This window comes from Hoeflea sp. AS60 (assembly GCF_038900115.1).
Taxonomy (GTDB): domain Bacteria; phylum Pseudomonadota; class Alphaproteobacteria; order Rhizobiales; family Rhizobiaceae; genus Hoeflea.
This window is the reverse complement of sequence record NZ_JBBMQP010000002.1, coordinates 148,926-165,302: the sequence shown is the minus strand read 5'-3', so window position 1 is coordinate 165,302 and position 16,377 is coordinate 148,926. Positions and strand designations below refer to the sequence as shown.

At 60.3% G+C, this 16,377-nt stretch carries 16 protein-coding genes; 3 read left to right on the top strand and 13 right to left on the bottom strand.

The window, feature by feature from the left end:
• Positions 1-3: 3 nt before the first annotated feature.
• From WNZ14_RS11055 to WNZ14_RS11020, 8 genes are all read right to left on the bottom strand, one after another.
• Positions 4-1,140, bottom strand: coding sequence for an ABC transporter permease (locus tag WNZ14_RS11055; RefSeq protein WP_342868707.1), 1,137 nt, complete (start codon positions 1,138-1,140; stop codon positions 4-6).
• Positions 1,137-2,054: an ABC transporter ATP-binding protein gene (locus tag WNZ14_RS11050; RefSeq protein ID WP_342868706.1), complete on the bottom strand. Its 918-nt coding sequence runs from the start codon at positions 2,052-2,054 to the stop codon at positions 1,137-1,139. The genes WNZ14_RS11055 and WNZ14_RS11050 overlap by 4 nt, the downstream gene beginning before the upstream one ends.
• On the bottom strand, positions 2,051-3,004 hold the full coding sequence (locus WNZ14_RS11045) for an HlyD family efflux transporter periplasmic adaptor subunit (RefSeq protein ID WP_342870213.1): 954 nt from the start codon (positions 3,002-3,004) through the stop codon (positions 2,051-2,053). Before WNZ14_RS11045 ends, WNZ14_RS11050 begins: the two co-directional genes overlap by 4 nt.
• 2 nt (positions 3,005-3,006) lie before the next feature.
• Positions 3,007-3,681 (bottom strand): CerR family C-terminal domain-containing protein, encoded by a 675-nt coding sequence (locus WNZ14_RS11040; RefSeq protein WP_342868705.1) that lies wholly within the window; start codon positions 3,679-3,681, stop codon positions 3,007-3,009.
• 179 nt (positions 3,682-3,860) lie between these two features.
• Positions 3,861-4,628: an SDR family NAD(P)-dependent oxidoreductase gene (locus tag WNZ14_RS11035; protein WP_342868704.1), complete on the bottom strand. Its 768-nt coding sequence runs from the start codon at positions 4,626-4,628 to the stop codon at positions 3,861-3,863.
• Entirely contained in the window at positions 4,625-5,563 is a 939-nt protein-coding gene (locus WNZ14_RS11030; RefSeq protein WP_342868703.1) for an SDR family oxidoreductase, read from the bottom strand. The genes WNZ14_RS11035 and WNZ14_RS11030 overlap by 4 nt, the downstream gene beginning before the upstream one ends.
• The gene (locus tag WNZ14_RS11025) at positions 5,560-6,462 is read right to left on the bottom strand and encodes a bile acid:sodium symporter family protein (RefSeq protein ID WP_342868702.1); all 903 of its coding nucleotides are present in this window, start codon (positions 6,460-6,462) and stop codon (positions 5,560-5,562) included. Before WNZ14_RS11025 ends, WNZ14_RS11030 begins: the two co-directional genes overlap by 4 nt.
• Positions 6,459-7,814, bottom strand: coding sequence for an NAD(P)-binding domain-containing protein (locus tag WNZ14_RS11020; RefSeq protein WP_342868701.1), 1,356 nt, complete (start codon positions 7,812-7,814; stop codon positions 6,459-6,461). The genes WNZ14_RS11025 and WNZ14_RS11020 overlap by 4 nt, the downstream gene beginning before the upstream one ends.
• Positions 7,815-7,899: 85 nt before the next feature.
• On the opposite strand from WNZ14_RS11020, the gene WNZ14_RS11015 reads away from it, so the two are divergent.
• Entirely contained in the window at positions 7,900-8,586 is a 687-nt protein-coding gene (locus tag WNZ14_RS11015; protein ID WP_342868700.1) for a TetR family transcriptional regulator, read from the top strand.
• Between the two features lie 34 nt (positions 8,587-8,620).
• On the opposite strand, the gene WNZ14_RS11010 is transcribed toward WNZ14_RS11015, so the two are convergent.
• On the bottom strand, positions 8,621-8,890 hold the full coding sequence (locus WNZ14_RS11010) for an usg protein (protein WP_342868699.1): 270 nt from the start codon (positions 8,888-8,890) through the stop codon (positions 8,621-8,623).
• A gap of 275 nt (positions 8,891-9,165) precedes the next feature.
• Here WNZ14_RS11010 and WNZ14_RS11005 point away from each other — a divergent pair, with 275 nt between their 5' ends.
• Both WNZ14_RS11005 and groL read left to right on the top strand, forming a co-directional pair.
• Positions 9,166-9,480, top strand: a complete 315-nt coding sequence (locus WNZ14_RS11005) for a co-chaperone GroES (protein ID WP_342868698.1) — start codon at positions 9,166-9,168, stop codon at positions 9,478-9,480.
• Between the two features lie 41 nt (positions 9,481-9,521).
• Positions 9,522-11,147, top strand: coding sequence for a chaperonin GroEL (gene groL / locus WNZ14_RS11000; RefSeq protein WP_342868697.1), 1,626 nt, complete (start codon positions 9,522-9,524; stop codon positions 11,145-11,147).
• A 140-nt stretch (positions 11,148-11,287) separates the two neighbouring features.
• Here the strand turns inward: groL and WNZ14_RS10995 are convergent, their stop codons facing one another.
• From WNZ14_RS10995 to WNZ14_RS10980, 4 genes are all read right to left on the bottom strand, one after another.
• Positions 11,288-12,568, bottom strand: a complete 1,281-nt coding sequence (locus WNZ14_RS10995) for a DUF3422 family protein (protein WP_342868696.1) — start codon at positions 12,566-12,568, stop codon at positions 11,288-11,290.
• 126 nt (positions 12,569-12,694) lie between these two features.
• On the bottom strand, positions 12,695-13,063 hold the full coding sequence (locus WNZ14_RS10990) for a DUF1850 domain-containing protein (protein WP_342868695.1): 369 nt from the start codon (positions 13,061-13,063) through the stop codon (positions 12,695-12,697).
• Positions 13,064-15,169, bottom strand: coding sequence for a TRAP transporter permease (locus WNZ14_RS10985; RefSeq protein ID WP_342868694.1), 2,106 nt, complete (start codon positions 15,167-15,169; stop codon positions 13,064-13,066). It lies immediately after the preceding gene.
• Between the two features lie 95 nt (positions 15,170-15,264).
• The gene (locus WNZ14_RS10980; RefSeq protein ID WP_342868693.1) at positions 15,265-16,221 is read right to left on the bottom strand and encodes a TAXI family TRAP transporter solute-binding subunit; all 957 of its coding nucleotides are present in this window, start codon (positions 16,219-16,221) and stop codon (positions 15,265-15,267) included.
• Positions 16,222-16,377 lie beyond the last annotated feature (156 nt).

Sequence of the window (16,377 nt, the reverse complement as noted above, 5' to 3'; positions counted from 1 at the left end):
TGTCTAGTCCAGCGTGCGGCGGAACCGCATCAGCGCCAGCACCATGTAGACCGCGACAAAGATCAGCAGGGCTGCAAGCGGGGTGGCCACCCCTTGCAGGTCCGCGCCCTTGAGCATCACCGCGCGGATGATCCGGAGAAAATGGGTGAGCGGGAAAATCTCGCCAAGAGTCTGCGCCCAGCCCGGCATGCCCCGATAGGGAAACATGAAGCCTGAGAGCAGCAGCGACGGCAGGAAGAAGAAGAAGGTGAGCTGCATCGCCTGCATCTGGGTCCGCGCCAGCGTCGAAAACGCGTATCCCAGCAAGACCAGCGCCAGCACGAAGATCAGGATACTGACCAGCAGCAGCGTCATCGACCCGATAAACGGCACGTTGAACAGGAACTTGGCAGCCGTCAGCACCACCACCACCTGCACCGCGCCGACAACCAGAAAAGGCAGCACCTTGCCAAGCATGATCTCGAGCGGACTCACCGGCATGGCGAGCAGGTTCTCCATCGTGCCGCGCTCGGTCTCGCGTGTCAGCGCCATCGATGTCATCATCACCATGGTCAATTGCAGGATCACGCCGAGCAGACCAGGCACGATGTTGTACTGGGTGACGCCTTCCGGATTGTAGAGCCGGTGAACCACGACCTCGAGCGCTGATGTCGATTGTCGCGCGGCAAGCGCCTCGGCTGATTGCTCACGCAGCAGCGCCTGCGCTGCCACCGTACCGAGTGTTGAAATCGCGCCGGAGGCCACCGACGGATCGGTCGCATCCGCCTCGATCAGGATTTGCGGATGGTCGCCGCGCTGGACCCGGCGGGCGAAATCAGACGGGACGGTAACAACAAACGAGACAGCGCCGGACTGGATCAGCCGGTCGGCCTCCGCGGCGCTGGCCACCACATGATCGAAGCGGTAGTAGCCGGTGTTCTCCATCGCCGAGATCATCGCCCGCGTGTAGTGGTCATGGCTGGTGGTCACCAGCGCCGCAGGTAACCCCTTGGGATCATTGTTGATGGCAAAGCCGAACAGCACCAGCTGCATCAGCGGAACGCCCAGCATCATCGCAAAGGTGATGCGGTCGCGCCGCATCTGGATGCCTTCCTTGATGATGATGGCCATCAGGCGGCGAAACGAGAACATCGAGCTCATGCCATGTTGTCCGTCGATTTGCCCATGAACTGGATGAATACATCCTCAAGGCTGGTATTGCCCTCGCGGTAATTGACACCCGTCTCCTTTGCCACTTTCGAGACCGCAGCGACGAGAGACGCCTTGTCCTGCCCGACGACATGCAAGGTGAGGCCGAAGGGAGCGACCTGATCAACCCCGTCCATGCCTTGCAACAGTTTGGCCGCTTGGGTGGTGTCGCCGCCATCGAGCACGAACGTGGTCAGCGCCGCATCGCGAATGACATCCGGCACGGTGCCGCTCGCCAGCAGCTTTCCATAGGAAATGTAGTGAATGCGATGGCAGCGCTCCGCCTCGTCCATGTAATGGGTCGAGACCAGCACCGTCAGCCCGGCGCTGGCGCGCATGTGGATCTCGTCCCAGAACTCGCGCCTGGCCTTGGGGTCGACCCCTGCGGTCGGCTCGTCGAGCAGCAGCAGCTTGGGCTTGTGCATGATGCAGGCGGCAAGCGCCAGCCGCTGTTTCCAGCCGCCCGACAAGGTACCCGCCAGTTGTTTCCGCCGCGACAAGAGCCCGAGATCCTCCAGCGTGTCGCGCACCACGGTAGCAACCGGTTGCAGGTTGTATAGCCGGGCCACGAAGGTCAGGTTTTCCTCCATCGACAGGTCCTCGTAGAACGAGAATTTCTGCGTCATGTAGCCGACTTCGCGCTTGATTATGAGCCCGTCGGTGCGAATGTCGTGCCCGAGCACCCGCCCCTCGCCCTCGTCCGGCGTCAGCAGTCCGCACATGACACGGATGGTCGTTGTCTTGCCCGACCCGTTCGGCCCGAGAAATCCGGAGATTTCGCCTTCCGCCACTGACATCGAGACATGATCGACGACCGTCTTGTCGCCAAAGCGCTTGACCAGTCCGCTGACCTCGATGGCGTTCACTGTCCGTCACCTTCAAGCTCGACATCGACGATCTGTCCCGGCACCAGCGCCGAGGCATCTGCATCCGGGCGGGCTTCAATCAGATAAACCAGCTTCTGCCGGTTCTCGAGCGAGTAGATCACCGGCGGGGTAAACTCGGGATCAGGCGAAACATAGCTGACAGTTGCCCGCATCCCCTCGCCGCAACCGTCACAATGGACCACGAGGACCTTGCCGACAGCAATGCCGGAAAGTGCTTGTTCGGGAACATAGACCCTGAGTTTGACTGCCCCGTCCGGCAGAACCGAGAGAACCGGCGCCTGCGGACCCGCCACCTCGCCGGCGTTCCTGATGATGTCGGAGACGACGCCCGCTTGCGGGATCGACAATACCCGCTTGGTCAGCCGCCACTCGGCCGATTCCAGAACCGCTCCCGCCTGATCAACGGCAGCCTTCGCAGCCTTGATTTCGTTGAGCCGCGCGGGAAGCCGCGCTACCGCCAGATTTGCCTCAAGCTCGCTCACCTTGGCGCGGTTGAGCTCCAACGCCGTCGAGGCAGAATCATAGGCTGCCTGGGTGGCAATTCCCTGTTTCAGAAGGTCCGACTGGCGCTGCAGCACACGCTCGGCCTCCAGTGTCTGGGCCTTCGCCGAACTGAGCGAAGCGACAATGCTGGCAATCTCTTCGGGCCGCCGTCCCTCCTGCAGATTGGCCAACTGACTTTCGGCCTGCGCCAGTCCGGCGGCAGCCTGGGCGACAGCGATTTCGGCATCACGCCTTTCGAGCTTTCCCAGCGCCTGACCGGCGATGATCCGCTCACCACGTCTGACAGCCAGATCAACGATCTGTGCTGTTTCGACCGGGGCCACCAGCACATATTCACCTTCGACATAGCCGACGGCAAGCGGACCAGCGCCGCCGCATGACGAGAACAAGCTGGCAATGACGGGTATGGCGCAAATGATCGACATCATCAGTCCTGCTTCCTGTGAGTTGTGATAAAGCCGCGTATATTGGCCAGAATGACTGCCTTGATGGCGTCAACCTCATCCGGACCGACCGCTTTCCATTCCATCCGCTTGGCGACGATTGCGTGCCCGATGCGGAAATAGACGACCTGACCCGCAATGCTGAAGGTGCCAATGCGGATCAGGTCGCTCTCAGGATCCTGACCGGTGGCCAGCCCCAGAAGACCGCAGAGGCTGCGATGCACCGGTAATACGAAATCGGAATAAACCTTGTCGAACACCGCGCCTGGCGTCCCCATTTCGCGCACCATGAAGCTGGCGATGTCGCGGGCCTCCACCTGCCCGAGCATGAAATCCGTCACGCCCATGATCACGCGCTCGAACGCATCCTGCGCCAGGGCGGGATCTCCCTTTGGATCGATGGCACCCAGAACCGGACCGACAACGGCCTTGATCCGGCTGCCCACCATGTCCGCGCAGGCAAGCCGCAACCCCTCCTTGCCGCCGAAATGATAGGCGATGGAGGCGATATTCGCTTCGGCCGCAGCCGCAATCTCGCGGGTTGAAGTGGCCTCAAACCCTTTGGTGCCGAACAGCCTGATACCGGCCATCACCAACGCCGCGCGTGTCTGATCGCCGGCTTTGGTGGCATTTGATGAGGCGGCTGATCCTGTTGGCACGGCACATGGTCCCTAGGTTGGATTGGGCTCAATCATAGCGCGTCCCAAAATTTAATCAATCGATTGATTAAATTTCATCCCGACCGCCTCTCATGTGTTTGAAACACACAAATGAATCCAATCCGCAGGGCCGCTGCATCACGCTTTCGGCCGCCGATACCTGTGAAACAATTGTTGGCCTAGGGCCGGATTTTCCGCATCATCAGCCAGCTGTAGAGCCGTGGCGAAAGCCGTGTGATCAGCCAGCCAAGCGTGGCCACCCGCCCAACAGGGACGAACGTCTTGCCCCGCCGCCAGCCGGCAAAAATGATTTCCGCGGCCCGCTCAGGGCTCATCTCGTCAAACCCGTCCGTCGCAGCCCCCGGCCTACCGATGCCATCATCCCCGGCATCAAGCCGTCCCGGATTGGTGGCAACAAACGATGGCGCCGCTATCACCACGTTGACGCCATACTGCGCCTCTTCCGATGCCAGCGAGGAGAAGAAGCCGTTGAGCGCGTGCTTGCTGGCCGCATAGGCCGTGCGCTTGTAGAGCGGCGCGAAGCCCGCGACCGACGAAATTGCCAGGTGCGTCCCCTTGCCGGCCCGCACCGCTTTCAGCAAACCTGCAGCGATCCGCACCGAGCCGAAATAGTTGATCTCCATCACCAGCCGTTGCGAGGCGAGCGTGGTCTCGTCAAACAGCCCGATCTGGGTGACCCCGGCATTGTGGATGACGAGATCAAGCGCCGGATAGCGGGCCGAAATCTCGCCACAGACCGAGGCGACCGCTGCTTCATCGGTCAGGTCGCAGGCAACCCGTTCGAGCCGATCACTCTGAAGCTGCAAGGCATCCAAAGCGCCAGGCAGGTCAACCAGCACAACCTGCCAGTCATCCTTCAGAAGCTGGCCGGCAAACGCCTGCCCTAGCCCCCCGGCGCCGCCGGTGATGACCGCGACACGGCTCATAGACCCGCCGCCTTGCGCCACACCTCGAAAGTCTCGGCGCTGCTCAGTTCCGGCTTGTAGCCAAACACGGTTTTCAAGGCCGTGTTGTCGAGAACCGGGCGATATTGCAAGAAGCGCACTTGTTCAGGCCCATACCTTGATACGCCAAGCGGCCGGGCAATCCCGAGCGCCGCTTTCAGCACCCAGGCTGGCAGCGCCATCACCGGCTTTCCAAGCGCCTTGGCAAGCTCATGCACCGAAAGTGCGCCATCTCCACAAACATTGAAAATGCCCGCGGGCCCCACGCCTGCAGCGCGCATCAGGATACGCGCCAGATCCACCGTCCAGATGAAGACGAACGGACTGTCCGATCCCTGAACCGCAATCAGCCGCGAGCGGTGAAACAGTTCGGTGATCTGGTTTTCGAGCCCCGCCCCCAGCACGGTGCCAACGCGCAACACCACCTGTTCAAGCTCCGGATGCGAGGCGCGCGCCTCGGCCAGCATCTCCTCGACCTGCCGCTTGTGATCTGAATAGGGAAACTCCTGATTGCCCCGCACCGGATCAGTTTCGCGCAGAGGAACCGGATTGTCCGCATGGTAGCCATAGGCAGCCCCCGAGGAGGTGACCACCAGACGCCTGACACCATGGCTGATGGCGGCCTCAAGCACATTGCGGGTGCCGGTTACATCGACTTCATGGATGAATTCCCGCGTCATGCCGCGCGAGGGCGAAACGATCGAGGCCAGATGCACGATTACATCCGGCTTGAACCCGCTGATGACGCGTTTGGCATCGTTGCCGCGCACGTCCAGTTTCAGGAAACCGATGCCATCGGGCGTATCTTCATGCCTGTGGAGATCGGTGGCAAGCGTCTCGACACCCGCTGCCGCCAGTTGCTTGAGCAACACTTGCCCAACCGCACCCGCAGCGCCCGTGACCAGAACGCGGCTCATCGCCGAGCCTCCCGGCGGGACCAGACAGCGGCCAGCGCCAGCCCGGAGATGGCATGCCAGATACCCCAGAACGCCGCCGCCACTGCCATTCCGCCAAGCCCGCCAAAGAAAGTGAAGATCAGCACCAGGCCCAGCCCCGAATTCTGGATACCGGTTTCGATGGTGATGGCTCGACGGTCATAGTCGGACAATCTTGCTGCCGTTGCGGTGAGATAACCGCCCGAAAGCGCCAATGCATTGTGCAACACCACCAGCCCCGCCACGGCACCCGCAAAGGACAGAAAGAAGCTCCAGTTCGCCGCCAGCGCCAGAACGACAAAGCCGATGAAGATCACCATGGATATCCGCTGCATCGTCTTGCGTATCCGCGCAGCAAGATCCGGTCGCCGGACATTGACCATGATCCCGAGAATCAAAGGCAGGATCAGCATGAAGAAAACCGTTATGGCAATCGACACCGGATCAAGTGTCGTCTGCCGCAGGATCGCCCGCGTCGGCTCATACAGATTGCCCCAGAAAGCGACATTGAACGGAGTCATGAAAATGGCAGCCGAAGTGGCAATCCCGGTCATCGAGACCGACAAGGCCGAATTCCCGCCTGCGCGATGGGTGATGAAATTGGAAATATTGCCGCCCGGACAGGCTGCGACCAGGATCAACCCCAATGCAATCGACGGCTGCGGATTGGTCACAAGAAGCATCCCGAATGTCAGCACCGGCAGTACAAGAAATTGCGCAACCATACCGGTCAGCAAGGCTTTCGGTGTTCGCAGAAGCGCGCGAAAGTCCGATGGTTTGAGATCCAGCGCGATCGAGAACATCACTATTGCCAGGATAGCATTGAGCAGCATCAGGCTTCCGGGACTGAAATTGAGCCGAATGGCGTCGATATCGGTCATTTCCCACCGCCTTTCAGCGCCGCGATCCAGCTGGTCACAGCAGTCCGGTAGGTTCTCTTGTCGACGTAATAGGCCATGCGCGGCAGGTCGATGTAATGCATGCCGCCCGTCGCGCGCTTGAACCCTGCAGCTTTCTCTTCCCGCAACGCCTTGACTGCCATGGAGTTTTTCTTGAGCCCTGCGATGTAGCGCGCCACCATCTCGGCCTGCTCGTGCCGACCCTGCCAGCCAAGACCGGAGGCTTCCACCATGCCAAGCACGAACAGATCGTCGCGCTCGGGATGCAGGCAGTTGAGAAACAGATGCGGGGCATCGCCCTGCCAGTTCAGAAGCGCCTTGTCTATAAACGGGTAATGAAGCTTGTATCCGGTCGCCGCCAGTATGAGGTCGTAATCGGCTTGGCCGCCATCCTTGAAATGAACCGTGTTGCCGTCAAACCGGTCGATGTCCGGCCTTATTGTGACATCGCCATGCCCGGCATGAAACAGGATCAGCGAATTGACCACCGGATGGGATTCATAAAGCGCATAATCTGGCTTCGGAAACCCGTATTTCGCCGGATCACCGGTGAACCATTTCAGGATCATGCCGTCGACCCGGCGCTTGAGCCACATCGGCAACTTGATTGCGCCACCCATCGTGTCGGCGGGTCGGCCGAACACATATTTGGGCACGAAGTAATAGCCACGCCGCATCGAGATATCGCAGCTCTTGCCGTGATGGATCGCATCCACGGCAATATCGCAGCCCGAATTGCCAGCCCCTATGATCAGCACCCGCTTGCCCTTGAACACCTCGGGATCCCGGTAGGCGCTCGAATGCATCAATTCGCCGGAGAAATTACCCTTGAATTTGGGCATGTTCGGCTCTGACAGCGTGCCGTTGGCAATCAGGACCCCGGCAAAATCCGCCTGGCTCTCCTGGCCGTCGGCCTCGCGCCACGTCACCCGCCAACCTTCACCCGGCTTGCCCAGCGGCGTCGCCGAGAGCACTTCCGTGCCGAACCTGAAATGTTTCCGAATTCCAAAATGATCCGCAAACTTGCCAAAGTAGTTTTTCAGCTCACGATGGGACGGGTACTCCGCCACCCGTTCATCCATCGGAAAATCCGCGAACTCGGTCATCTTCTTCGACGAGATCAGATGCGCCGTCTCGTACATGGTCGATTTCGGACCGTCGATGTCCCAAAGTCCACCGACATCGGAATTCAGCTCGAAGCCGGTAAAGGCGATGCCCTGCTCGATCAGCGTCTTTGCCATCGCCAGCCCCATCGGGCCCGCGCCAATCAAGGCATAGTGGCTGCGCAAATCCTCGGTGCCGGACGGATTCTCTCCGCCTGCTTTCAACTGCATGTCCAACTGCCCCCTCCCTGGCTTCAGTGGATTTTCCTCGTCGAGACAATATTGAACGATCGTTCAAAATAAGACAAGATGAATCATGAGCCCCAATTTCCCGATCTCCAGCCATGAATCGCAACCACGCCGTCGCGCCGCTTCCAAGCGGTCGCTCGCCACGAGCCTGAGCATTCTTGATGCCGCCGAACGCCTGTTTGCCGAGCGCGGCTATGATGGCGCGTCGGTTCGTGACATTGCAGCGGCAGCCGGCGCGCAGATCGCCTCGATCAGCTTTCACCACGGCGGCAAGGAAGCCCTGTTCGAACGCGTTGTCGAAAGGCGGGCACTGGAATTGTCGCAGTTGCGGCTGGATGCACTTGCGGCCCGCAAAGCGCTCGACGCACCACTTACACTCGAGGCCTTGCTCTCTGCGTTCCTGCGCCCCTATCTCGAAAAGGCCGGCGCCGGTGATCCGCAATGGCTGGCCTATGCCCGGCTGGTGGCGATGGTATCCGCCGACGCCCGCTGGCACGCAATCTCCGAGCGCTGTTTCGACCCCACCGCAGGAACCTTCATCACCGAAATCGCCAGACTGTTCCCCAAGGCGGACAAGACCAGCATTGCAGTGACTTTTGTCTTCTCCGTCTCGGCCATGCTGTCGCTATCGACCTCGAAATGGCGCATCGAAGCACTGTCGGCTGCGCCGGACACCGAAGCGGCCACGAATGACCTTGCTGACGATCTGGTGCGGTTTTGCGAGGCAGGCATGCGCGCAACGCTTCACGCCTGAAGTCTGCCTTTGGCCATCGGAAGTGCTGGGGACGTCAATTCAACAGGAATTCGCCGTCGACGCGCCGCCACTCTTTCGGTCCGATCAGCTTCTGATGCGCGTATTGCACGGAGTGAAGCTTGCCCTCGAGCCGGGCTTCCCAGAATTCCAGAAATTGCCGCATGCCCGGAAAATGCGGAGCAATATCGTAGTCCTGCCAGACATAGGTTTGCAGCACGGACTGAAAATCCGGCAGCCGGTAGAATATATGTGCCGTCGTCAATCCATAGCCTTCGATCTGCCGTTCGAACTCAGGTGAAACCATTGTCGCCTTGACCTCCTGTTCTTGAACAGGAGGATGAGACCAAAAGACCGAAAGCTTGGCAAGAAGTTTCACGTTTTGCGTCGCATATTCAGTACGTTAGCAGCCGCCAGAAGTGAGTGCTGATTTTTTTTCATCTCAGCTCTTGAAATGCTCATTCTCAAAAACCAAATCGACTGCCGCCAGATGCCTGGAGAGCTCAGGGTCTGGCTTCCGCCGGAAGGCTATCGGCTCCGGATGGAAAGGGAGTCAACTCTATGTTTGTCCAGGAGGAAAACATGCAATTCCGACCTTTACACGACCGCATTCTCGTCCGTCGCGTTCAGAGTGACGAACGGACAAAGGGAGGCATCATCATTCCCGACACCGCCAAGGAAAAGCCGCAGGAAGGCGAAGTCATCGCCACCGGCCCCGGCGCGCGCAACGATCAGGGCGAAGTTGTAGCGCTCGACGTGAAAAAGGGTGACCGCGTGCTGTTCGGAAAATGGTCCGGCACTGAAATCAGCATTGATGGCGAAGACCTTCTCATCATGAAGGAGTCCGACGTGATGGGAATTCTCGACACCGGCGCAACGATCAAGGCGGCTGCCTGAGTGCTTGCCAGCAATTGGGAACGAATTGAAAGGATCGAAAAATGGCTGCTAAAGACGTCAAGTTTCATACCGACGCACGCGAGAAGATGCTGCGCGGCGTCGACATTCTCGCTGACGCTGTGAAGGTCACACTGGGGCCCAAGGGCCGCAATGTCGTCATCGACAAATCCTTCGGTGCGCCGCGCATCACCAAGGACGGTGTCTCCGTCGCAAAGGAAATCGAGCTTGAGGACAAGTTCGAAAACATGGGCGCGCAGATGCTGCGCGAAGTCGCTTCCAAGACCAACGATCTGGCCGGTGACGGCACCACCACCGCAACTGTGCTGGCCCAGGCAATCGTCAAGGAAGGCGCAAAGGCCGTTGCATCCGGCCTCAACCCGATGGACTTGAAGCGCGGCATCGACCTTGCCGTCGACGCGATCGTTCAGGACCTCAGGTCCAGCGCCCGCAAGATCTCGAACAACGACGAGATCGCCCAGATTGGCACCATCTCCGCCAATGGCGATACTGAAATCGGCCGCTATCTCGCCGAAGCCATGCAGAAGGTCGGCAATGACGGCGTGATCACGGTCGAGGAAGCCAAGACCGCCGAAACCGAACTCGAAGTTGTCGAGGGCATGCAGTTCGACCGCGGATACCTCTCGCCCTACTTCGTCACCAATCAGGACAAGATGCGTGTCGAGCTGGAAGATCCCTATGTTCTCATCCACGAAAAGAAGCTCTCCAACCTGCAGGCCATGCTCCCGGTTCTCGAGTCCGTGGTCCAGTCCGGCAAGCCGCTGCTGATCGTCGCCGAGGACGTCGAGGGCGAAGCGCTGGCCACACTCGTGGTCAACAAGCTGCGTGGCGGGCTCAAGATCGCCGCCGTCAAGGCGCCGGGCTTCGGCGACCGCCGCAAGGCCATGCTCGAGGACATCGCCATCCTCACCGGTGGATCGGTGATCTCCGAGGATCTCGGCATCAAGCTCGAGAATGTCACGCTCGAGATGCTCGGCCGCGCCAAGAAGGTGTCGATCGAGAAGGAAAACACCACCATCATCGACGGAGCCGGCTCACGCAAGGAAATCGACGGCCGCATCGCCCAGATCAAGGCGCAGATCGAGGAAACCAGCTCCGATTATGACCGCGAGAAGCTGCAGGAGCGGCTGGCCAAGCTTGCCGGCGGTGTCGGCGTCATTCGCGTCGGTGGCTCCACCGAAGTCGAGGTCAAGGAAAAGAAGGACCGGGTCGACGACGCGCTGCACGCCACCCGCGCAGCGGTCGAGGAAGGTATCCTGCCTGGTGGCGGCGTTGCCCTGCTGCGCTCCATCGGCGCGCTTGACGGCCTCAAGCCCGCCAATGACGACCAGCGCGTCGGCATTGACATCGTCCGCCGTGCCATCGAGGCGCCGGTGCGCCAGATCGCTCAGAACGCCGGTGCGGAAGGCTCCATCATCGTCGGCAAACTGCGCGAGAAGACTGACCGCGCATGGGGCTGGAACGCGCAGACCGGCGAATATGGCGACCTCTACAAGATGGGCGTCATTGACCCGGCCAAGGTGGTTCGCACCGCCCTGCAGGACGCCGCATCCGTTGCCGGCCTGCTGGTCACAACAGAAGCGATGATCGCAGAGAAGCCCAAGAAGGATGCACCGGCTCCGGCCATGCCAGCCGGAATGGATTTCTGATCCATCTTGGTCGAGAGAAAGCCGCCCGCCTTCAGGGCGGCTTTTTTCCTGCCCGCCCGTGTCAGGAACGAAACGTGGCGGGTCCTATTTACTGCCTCTTGGATGCAACAAGGGCCGCGAAAGCTCTGCGTGCACCGCCATCAGTCGCCGCCGGCCTGGTCCTCAACATCGTGGCCCTTGCGGATCGATCGCACCACCATCCAGGTAAAGCCGATGGCGATTGGGACAAACAGGCTCGATGCCAGACCGGATTTGACCGGCAGGTCGAGCGCATCCAGCGGCTTGGCGAGATAGCCGAACAAACCGACGATATAATAGGAAATCGCGGCCACCGAGAGCCCCTCCACGGTCTGCTGCATTCTGAGCTGCAACTTCACCCGGCGGTTCATGGAACTCAACAGCGCGCTGTTTTGGCGTTCGAGTTCGACATCGATCCAGCTTCGCAGAAGGGAAGTGGCGCGCGAAAGCTTGCGCGACAGGTTGGCCTGGCGTTCTTCGATCGACTGGCACGTGCGCATGGCAGGCGCCAGCCGTTTCTCCAGGAACGCGCCGATGGTCTCGATCCCCGGCTGCTGGGTTTCCGCGAGCGATGAGATGCGCTCGCCGACAATGTTGTAATAAGCGCGACTGGCTCCAAAGCGGTAGAGGCTCAGTGCAGCACTCGCCTCCAGTTCCGCCGCGAGAATGGTGATTTCCGCAAGCAGGCTGTCAGCATTGTCACGCGCGCCGGTCTTCATGGCTTGCGTGATCTTGGTCAGATTGTCCTCGATCCGACGCATTTCGGGCGACAAGGAGCGGGCAAGCGACAGTCCCAGCGCCGCAAGCGTCCGGTAGGTCTCGATATCGAGGAGCCGCTGCACCACAGCACCGCGACCGGCATCTGTCATGCCCTTGTCGATCACCAGTATGCGCGTGAGCCCATCGCCGTCCTGCCGGAAGTCCGTGGCAATCATGGCCTGACCGCCCTTCACCTCACTTATGCAAAGGCTCGTGGGATCGAACGACTCCATCGCGGCTTCCGTCTCAGGTGAATCCGCCCGCACCTCAAGCCGGATTCCGGAAATCATGCTGCCCGGCGGCGAAAACTGGTCACCGAACGGATGCGTATCGACAACGTCGCCAAATTTTGATGGCGCCGGCGTATCCCAGAAATAGGTTGAGAATTCCGTATGCCGTTCCCAGCGCAGAGTGCCCTGCCCCCACGGCATCGAGAAATGCGCGGTATCGCGCCCGGGCACCGCCACGCCTCTGGCGCGGGCAAGACCGGCCAGCACTGCATGGTCCACCACCGAGCCGCCTTCTGTCAGAAATGCCAGCTGGAAGATGACGCGGGACTTGCCCACCAGCGCGAACGGGCGCGCATGAATTTCGCCCAGTGCTTCAGCGCGGCCCTGAGCCATCGGAAATGAAAACCTGCCCATCGTGTTTATGCTCTCTCCAACCAGTACACATCACGACCATATCAGACCTGCCGCGATATAGTGGTACTGTAGTGTTGCATCTGCAAAATGCATAGAGGCGTTGCCACTGAGAGACCAAGCAACAATTCAACGCTGGCAGGGACTGATCCGCACCGGCTCTTGCGCCTCGGCGCCAAGCTCTACACAGCCGTCCTTGTGGCACAGTTTCCACGCAGACACAGTTGCGCCGGAAGACGCCAGAACCAGTTCGGGCACTATGGGCATCTCGGGCGACCACACCCACCAGCCATCTTCGAGCCGGGCCCCCTCGCCCGGATCCATTCCGGCACCCGATCCCTTGACCCGCGCTTCGGTCAGTTCAAGACCTGAGGGTGTCACCCGCCAGTTCTCCAGCCATTCGGTCTTTTCCACCGAGTGGGTCCAGGACAGACTGAACAGCGTGGCAGCAATGGCCACCGCCTTGCCGCCTGCCGTGACGCAGAGCGCGAGTACCATTCAGACCGCTGCCTCGCGCCCGCGCATCTGGCGATAGGCCAAAAACGCGAAAACTGCCGCCAGCGCAAAGCCAATCTCGTCGGTCAGCGGTAGCGACGCAATCAGGGTAAAAGCCGCGATCATCCCGAGGCCCCTGAGCGGCCAACCAAGCCGGCTGCCGAGAAAACCGATCACCGCGGCGCCCCACAACCCAATCGCAAGAGCCGTCTTGGCGACAATGTAGATGACCGCGGGAATGTAACCGATCTCCGCCGCCAGCGGTCCTCCGTCCTGCAGCATCAGCGCCGGCGTGTAGACCGCCATGAACGGGATGACGAAGCCTGCGGCGGCCACCTTGATCGCCTCCATCGAGATCTTCAGCCCGTTCTCCTTGGCAATTGGTGCTGCGGCAAAACAGGCGAGCGCCACCGGCGGCGTCAGATCGGCCAGAATGCCGAAATAGAACACGAACATGTGGCTGACGATCAGCGGCACGCCCAGCTCCAGAAGCGCCGGCCCGGCAATCGACGAGGTGATGATGTAGTTCGGAATTGTCGGTATCCCCATCCCCAGCACGATGCAGGTGATCATCGTCAGCACCAGCGACAGAAACAGGCTCTTGTCGCCGACAGAGACGATGAACTGACCGAACGTATTGGCAGCCCCGGTCAGCGTCATCGTCCCGATGATGATGCCGACCACGGCGCAGGCGACACCGACAGGCAGCGCCGTCTTGGCGCCCTCGGCCAGGGAATCCCGGCAGATCGCAAGCGTCTCGCGGCCACCCTTGCTCAGTGCATTCCAGCCAACCAGTGCCAGCACTGCAGCCAGGACCACCATGATGCCGAATTGCAGGAAGGCTGCGGCAACCAGTCCGAGCCCGATCCAGAACATGATCCGGATCACGCCTGCAGGCAGGCCGAGCGCAATCGAACCGCCAAGAATGAGCAGCACCGTCAGCGCCAGGCCGACAGTTCCTGCAAACAGCGGCGTATAGCCAGAAAACAACAGATAGATCAGCATCAACAGTGGCAGCACCAGATACCACTGGGCTTTCAGCGCCTTCATCGGCGATGGAAGTTCGCTCTTTGGCAAGCCGACCAGATTGTGCTTGCCGGCCTCCAGATGCACCATCCAGAAGGCGGACGCGAAATAGAGCACGGCCGGAATGATCGCCGCCTGCACCACTTCATAATATTCGACGCCGAGCGTCTCGGCCATGATGAAGGCCACCGCCCCCATCACAGGCGGCATCAGCTGACCACCCATCGATGAGGTCGCTTCCACGCCGCCGGCAAAGGCTGCGCGGTAGCCGAAACTCTTCATAAGCGGAATGGTGAACTGCCCTGTCGTCACCACATTGGCGACGCCGGATCCGGAGATCGTTCCCATCAGGCCCGACGAGATCACCGAGACCTTGGCAGCCCCACCGCGCTTGTGGCCAACCAGCCCGAGCGACACGTCGGTGAACAGCTGGATCATGCCTGCCTTCTCGAGAAACGAGCCGAACAGGATGAACAGGAAAATGAAACTTGAAGAAACGAAGATCGGGATGCCGTAAATGCCTTCGGTGCCGTAGGCCATATGGTCGATCACCTGGGCGAAATCGTAACCCCGATGATCGAACGGCGCCGGCAGATACTCGCCGAACAGGCAATAGGCCAGGAAGGCGCCGGAAATGATCGGCAGCGCCGGCCCCATGATCACCCAGGCTGCAGCAAACACGGTTACGAGCGCAATCACGCCCAGAACGATGTCCCGGTCGAGAGGGTCGCCTGCGCGCAACAACAGCTCTGTATATTCATACCATTGATAGAAGGCGACAAGGACGCCGAGCCCCGCTGCAAACCAGGCAACCGCCTTGACTGCAGGGCCGGATTTCCTTGCCAGCGCGACCAGCGGGAATGTCAGAAGCATCAGGAAGCCGACATGGATCGCCCGCACCACCTGGCTCGCGAAATCCACGATATGGGCCGCGGTGGCAATCTGGAAGACCGAAAAAGCCAGTGCAATCCAGAACAGCAAACGGCCTTCGCGTGTGGCAGGAAAGCTTTCCGCCAGCGGATCATGCAGGCCGAGGTCGGGTTGATCTTCCGGAGCCTGATGCGGTGTCTGATCATGAAGCATGCGTTGTCTCCCCAGGACACAAGTACCCGTGGCGGCCACGCGTTGAAGTGGCCGCCACGGTCAAACGATGATGCTGACCGAACTTTCGCCCGGTCTTACATCATGCCCTTTTCCTTGTAGTAGCGCTCGGCGCCCGGGTGCAGCGGCAGCGGCATACCGTTCAGCGCGCTTTCGAGCTTGATCTGGGCTGCGGCCTTGTGTGCTGCTTCCAGCTCGGGAAGGTTCTCGAACAGCTGCTTGGTCATCTCGTAGGCGAGATCGTCGCTGACATCGGAATGCGTGACGAGGAAGTTGACCACGGCCACGGTGCTGACATCGGCGTCCTGGCCATTGTAGGTGCCGGCCGGAATGGTTGCCGCGATGTAGGGTGCGCCAAGCGCCTTCACCACATCATCGGGAACGGCAACGATCTGCACGTCAATCGAGGTCGAAAGATCCTTGATCGACGACACGCCGAGACCGGCCGACTGCAGTGTTGCATCCAGCTGGCGGTTCTTGATCAGCTCGACCGATTCCGCAAATGGCAGATATTCCGTCTTGGAAAGATCGTCATAGGACATGCCGGCAGCAGAAAAGATCTTGCGGGCGTTGAGTTCGGTGCCGGACTTTGCCGCACCAACCGACAGGCTCTTGCCATTGAGGTCAGCGAAGTTCTTGATTCCGGACTCTTTCGACGCAACGATCTGGATGTAGTTGGGATAGACCGCTGCAATGCCGCGCAGCTTGTCGAGCGGAGCCTTGAAACCGGCTTCCGGATCGCCTTCCCACGCAAGCTTGACGGAATCGCCAAGCGCCAGAGCCAGTTCACCCTTGCCCTGCTGCAGCAGGTTGAGGTTTTCGACCGAAGCCTTGGTCGACTGGACCTGGGTACGTACGCCGTCGATCTTCTCGGCATAGATCTTCGACAGGCCTACGCCGAGCGGATAGTAAACGCCCGAGGTACCGCCGGTCAGGATGTTGACAAACTGGTCGGCCTTGGCCGGTGCGAGCGACAGGCCCATGGCTGTCGCGGCCATCAGCGTTACGAGGCTTCTGCGGTTGATTGTGATCATAGGTTTCTCCTCCATCTTATTATTATTGCGAAGCGTTCATCTTCGCTGCACTTGAATACGGATGTCAGCTTGCAATGCGCATGCCAGACCACCGCTGTACATGAATTCAGCCACCTTGGGCAAATCCGAACATCGATACAGGCAATTTATTGCCCA

Bases quoted from the DNA above. Each gene is read 5' to 3' on its own strand.
- WNZ14_RS11005 (WP_342868698.1), top strand. From the start codon at position 9,166: ATGCAATTCCGACCTTTACACGACCGCATTCTCGTCCGTCGCGTTCAG.
- WNZ14_RS11025 (WP_342868702.1), bottom strand. From the start codon at position 6,462: ATGACCGATATCGACGCCATTCGGCTCAATTTCAGTCCCGGAAGCCTG.
- WNZ14_RS11035 (WP_342868704.1), bottom strand. From the start codon at position 4,628: ATGAGCCGTGTCGCGGTCATCACCGGCGGCGCCGGGGGGCTAGGGCAG.
- WNZ14_RS10985 (WP_342868694.1), bottom strand. From the start codon at position 15,169: ATGCTTCATGATCAGACACCGCATCAGGCTCCGGAAGATCAACCCGAC.
- WNZ14_RS11020 (WP_342868701.1), bottom strand. From the start codon at position 7,814: ATGCAGTTGAAAGCAGGCGGAGAGAATCCGTCCGGCACCGAGGATTTG.
- WNZ14_RS11045 (WP_342870213.1), bottom strand. From the start codon at position 3,004: ATGTCGATCATTTGCGCCATACCCGTCATTGCCAGCTTGTTCTCGTCA.
- groL (WP_342868697.1), top strand. From the start codon at position 9,522: ATGGCTGCTAAAGACGTCAAGTTTCATACCGACGCACGCGAGAAGATG.
- WNZ14_RS11055 (WP_342868707.1), bottom strand. From the start codon at position 1,140: ATGAGCTCGATGTTCTCGTTTCGCCGCCTGATGGCCATCATCATCAAG.
- WNZ14_RS10990 (WP_342868695.1), bottom strand. From the start codon at position 13,063: ATGGTACTCGCGCTCTGCGTCACGGCAGGCGGCAAGGCGGTGGCCATT.
- WNZ14_RS10995 (WP_342868696.1), bottom strand. From the start codon at position 12,568: ATGGGCAGGTTTTCATTTCCGATGGCTCAGGGCCGCGCTGAAGCACTG.
- WNZ14_RS11010 (WP_342868699.1), bottom strand. From the start codon at position 8,890: ATGGTTTCACCTGAGTTCGAACGGCAGATCGAAGGCTATGGATTGACG.
- WNZ14_RS10980 (WP_342868693.1), bottom strand. From the start codon at position 16,221: ATGATCACAATCAACCGCAGAAGCCTCGTAACGCTGATGGCCGCGACA.
- WNZ14_RS11030 (WP_342868703.1), bottom strand. From the start codon at position 5,563: ATGAGCCGCGTTCTGGTCACGGGCGCTGCGGGTGCGGTTGGGCAAGTG.
- WNZ14_RS11015 (WP_342868700.1), top strand. From the start codon at position 7,900: ATGAGCCCCAATTTCCCGATCTCCAGCCATGAATCGCAACCACGCCGT.